The organism is Cupriavidus sp. HPC(L) (assembly GCF_000307735.3).
GTDB lineage: Bacteria > Pseudomonadota > Gammaproteobacteria > Burkholderiales > Burkholderiaceae > Cupriavidus.
In genome coordinates this window covers 1-4,165 of the sequence record NZ_AMPR02000244.1, presented here as the reverse complement: position 1 = coordinate 4,165, position 4,165 = coordinate 1, and the positions used below count along the sequence as shown (strand labels likewise).

Below are 4,165 nucleotides of genomic sequence, written 5' to 3'. Positions count from 1 at the left end.
GACCGCCCGTTCCAGCGCGTCGATGAACATGCCGGCCACCGGGAAACCGGTCTGCTGCATGATCTCCTGGAAGCAGGTCGGGCTGGTCACGTTGACCTCGGTCAGGTAGTCGCCGATCGCGTCGAGTCCGACCAGCAGCAGGCCGCGCTGCCAGAGCACCGGCGCCAGCGTCTGCGCGATCTCGCGGTCGCGCTCCGACAGCGGCTGCGCGCGCCCGGTGCCGCCCGCCGCCAGATTGCCGCGCACCTCGCCCGCCATCGGCACACGCGCCAGCGAGTACGGCACCGGCTCGCCGCCGATCAGCAGGATGCGCTTGTCGCCGTCCTTGATCTCGGGGATATAGCGCTGCGCCATCAGCGTGCGCACGCCGTTGGCACCGAGCGTTTCGATGATCGCGCCCAGGTTCATGCCATCGGCGCCGACGCGGAACACGCCCATGCCGCCCATGCCGTCCAGCGGCTTGACGATGATGTCGCGGTGCTCGGCGTGGAAGGCGCGAATGCGGGCCGCGTCGCGCGTGACCAGCGTCGGCGTGATGAACTGCGGAAACTGCGCGATCGCCACCTTCTCGGAATGGTCGCGGATCGCCTGCGGCTTGTTGAAGACGTTGGCGCCCTGCGACTCGGCCAGCTCCAGCAGCCAGGTGCTGGTCACGTATTCCATGTCGAACGGCGGGTCCTTGCGCATCAGCACCGCGTGGAAGGCCGGCACCGGCATCGCGGCCGGCGCATCGAGGCGGAACCAGGCGGCGTGGCCATGGCCGTGGTCATGGTCCTTGCCGGCATCGAGCAGATGCAGCCGCTGCGCGACCGCCTCGACCGCGCCGCCGACCAGCGACAGCTGCGACTGCAGGCAGAAGAACAGCTCATGGCCGCGCGAGGCGGCCTCGACCATCATCGCGTAGGTGGAGTCCTTGTAGGTCTTGAAGGTCTCGAGCGGATCGGTAATGAACAGAATGCGCATGCTGGCGTGTCCGGTTGGTAGCCCGTGGTCGTGCCGGTCGGAGGATCAGAGGATCGGATTGGGGTCGGTCTTTTCCAGTTCCAGCGAGGCCGCCAGCAGCGCCAGCCGCGCCACCACGCCATACATGTAGAACCGGTTCGGCACCGCCGCGCCCGGCTTGGCATGCGTATCCGGGATGCTGTTGGGCGCGAACGCCAGCGGCACGAAATGCATGCCCGGGGCGTTCAGGTTCTCGTCGACGCCGCGGCCGGTATGGACCCGGTAGAAGCCGCCAACGACGTAGCGGTCGATCATGTAGACCACCGGCTCGGCCACCGCCTCGTTGACCTTCTCGAAGGTATGCACGCCTTCCTGGATGATCACGTCGTTGACCTCGAGGCCTTCCTTGACGACGCTCATCTTGTTGCGTTCCTTGCGGTTCAGGCCCTTGACCTCGGCCGGATCGCGCACCGTCATCACGCCCATGCCGTAGGTGCCGGCATCGGCCTTGACCACGACGTACGGCGTTTCCTTGATGCCGTACTCGCGGTACTTCTTGGCGATCTTCTTGAGCACGCCCTCGACCGCGTCGGCCAGCGCCTCCTCGCCGACCCGCTCATGGAAGTCGATGCCGCCGACCTTGGCGAAGTACGGGTTGATCATCCACTGGTCGATGTCGATCAGCTTGGCGAACTTCTTGGCGACCTCGTCGTAGGCCGAGAAGTGGGAGGACTTGCGCCGCGTCGACCAGCCTGCGTGCAGCGGCGGCAGCACGTACTGCTCGTTGATGTTCTCGAGAATCGGCGGCACGCCGGCCGACAGGTCGTTGTTCAGCAGGATCGAACAGGGATCGAAGTCCTTGAGCCCCAGCCGGCGGTCCTTGGTTCCCAGCCGGGTCAGCGGCTCGACCACCAGCGTCTGGCCGTCGGGCAGCTCGATCGGGGTCGGTTCGGTGATGTCCTCGGACAGCGAGCCGAGCCGGACATTGAGTCCCGCCTGGCGCATGATCAGCGACAGCCGCGCCACGTTCTGCAGGTAGAACATGTTGCGGGTATGGCGCTCCGGGATCAGCAGCAGGTTCTTGGCATCCGGACAGATCTTCTCGATCGCCGCCATCGCGGCCTGCACCGCCAGCGGCAGCATCTCGGGGGCCAGATTGTTGAAACCGCCGGGGAACAGATTGGTATCGACCGGGGCCAGCTTGAAGCCAGCGTTGCGCAGATCGACCGAACAGTAGAACGGAGGGGTATGCTCCTGCCATTCCAGACGGAACCACCGCTCGATGGACGGGGTCGCGTCCAGTATCTTCTTTTCCAGTTCGAGCAGCGGGCCGTTCAGCGCGGTGATGAGGTGCGGGACCATATCCATCCTATTGATCGTCTTTATCGTCCGCCCCGATTGTAGAGGAACGGCCAATTGCATGCAGATGGCATGCCAATGCCGGCGGAACGGGAAAATGTCCGATCGTTTCCGCCTTGGGCTAACAATATGGGGATAGGCCGCCGAATTCAAAGAGCGCGGGGAGCGCCGTCGCGAGGGCAAAAAAAAACGCGGCTTCGCCGCGTTTCAAGTGGCCTGACAGATACGGGGAGCGTTCTGCAGGTGGAGGAAACTGCCTCACCTGCACTCTATGCGGGTGCTGTCCTTTACACAAATGAAGGATTTTGAATTCCGATTTAAGCGGATGGCGAACAGTGCTTGCCTACCTGCCCGGCAGGCCGCGCCAGCACTGGCTTTGCCGGCTGCTCGCCCATAAAAAAGCCCGGCACGCGGCCGGGCAAAACTCCTGAGAGAAGATTCCCAATCAGCTCTCCAGCACAACACCGTGGGCGATGCGGGGGCGGCAGGCCGTGGGACCCCGCATCGCGCGTTCGTTCGGGTCAGCCCTCGTAGGCGGTCTCGCCGTGCGAGGTGATGTCCAGGCCTTCGCGCTCCTCGTCCTCGGGCACGCGCAGGCCGATCAGCAGGTCCACCAGCTTGAAGGCGACGAAGGCCACCACCGCCGACCACACCACGGTGGTCAGCACGCCCTCGGTCTGCACCCAGACCTGGCTCGCGATCGAATAGTTGTCCGATACCTTGTTGGCCACGTAGTCGTAGATGCCCACGCCGCCCAGGCTCGGCGCCGCGAACACGCCGGTCAGGATCGCCCCGGCGATGCCGCCGACGCCATGCACGCCGAACACGTCCAGCGAGTCGTCCGCGCCAAGCATCCGCTTCAGGCCCGTCACGCCCCACAGGCACAGCAGGCCAGCCACCAGGCCCATCACGATCGAGCCCATCGGGCCGACGAAGCCGGCGGCCGGGGTGATCGCCACCAGGCCGGCGACCGCGCCGGACGCGCCGCCCAGCATCGACGGCTTGCCCTTGGTGATCCACTCGCCGAAGGTCCACGCCAGCACCGCGGCGCAGGTCGCCAGCAGCGTGTTGACGAAGGCCAGCGCGGCACCGCCGCTCGCTTCCAGGCCCGAGCCGGCGTTGAAGCCGAACCAGCCGAACCACAGCAGCGAGGCGCCGACCATGGTGAAGGTCAGGCTGTGCGGGCGCAGCGCCTCGCGGCCGAAGCCGATCCGCTTGCCGAACATGTAGGCGCCGACCAGGCCCGCCACCGCGGCGTTGATGTGGACCACGGTACCGCCGGCGTAGTCGAGCGCGCCCTTCTGGAACAGCCAGCCGGCCTTGGCCGTGGCCGCTTCGGCCGCCGCCGCATCGGTGTACGCGTCCGGGCCCGGCCAGAACCAGACCATATGCGCCATCGGGATATAGGCGAAGGTGAACCACAGCACGATGAACACCAGCACCGCCGAGAAGCGGGCCCGCTCGGCGAAGGCGCCGATGATCAGGCTGCAGGTGATCGCGGCGAACGCGCACTGGAAGGCGAAGAAGCCCAGCTCCGGAATCACCACGCCCTTGCTGAAGGTCGCGGTGACCGCTTCCGGCGTCAGGCCCTTCATGAACAGCCGATCGGTGCCGCCGAAGAAGGCGTTGCCCTCGGTGAAGGCGAAGCTGTAGCCGTAGATGGCCCACAGCAGCGCGACCAGCGAGAAGATCACCAGGCACTGCATCAGCACCGACAGCATGTTCTTCGAGCGGACCAGGCCGCCGTAGAACAGCGCGAGGCCCGGCAGCGTCATCAGGATCACGAAGGCCGTGCACATCAGCAGCCAGGCCACGTCGCCCTTGTTCGGGGTCGGCGCGGCGGCGGCCGGCGCGGCGGCTTCCG

3 protein-coding genes are annotated in these 4,165 nt (G+C 66.3%); all 3 read right to left on the bottom strand.

Annotated elements, in window-relative coordinates:
• Nucleotides 1-963, bottom strand: a 963-nt coding sequence (gene gshB, locus B551_RS14590) for a glutathione synthase (RefSeq protein ID WP_023264399.1), incomplete at its 3' end; no start/stop codon positions are given.
• 45 nt (nucleotides 964-1,008) lie between these two features.
• Nucleotides 1,009-2,304, bottom strand: coding sequence for a glutamate--cysteine ligase (gene gshA, locus B551_RS14585; RefSeq protein ID WP_006578775.1), 1,296 nt, complete (start codon nucleotides 2,302-2,304; stop codon nucleotides 1,009-1,011).
• 518 nt (nucleotides 2,305-2,822) lie between these two features.
• A partial coding sequence (locus B551_RS14580; RefSeq protein ID WP_023264397.1) for an ammonium transporter occupies nucleotides 2,823-4,165 on the bottom strand: 1,343 nt, incomplete at its 5' end.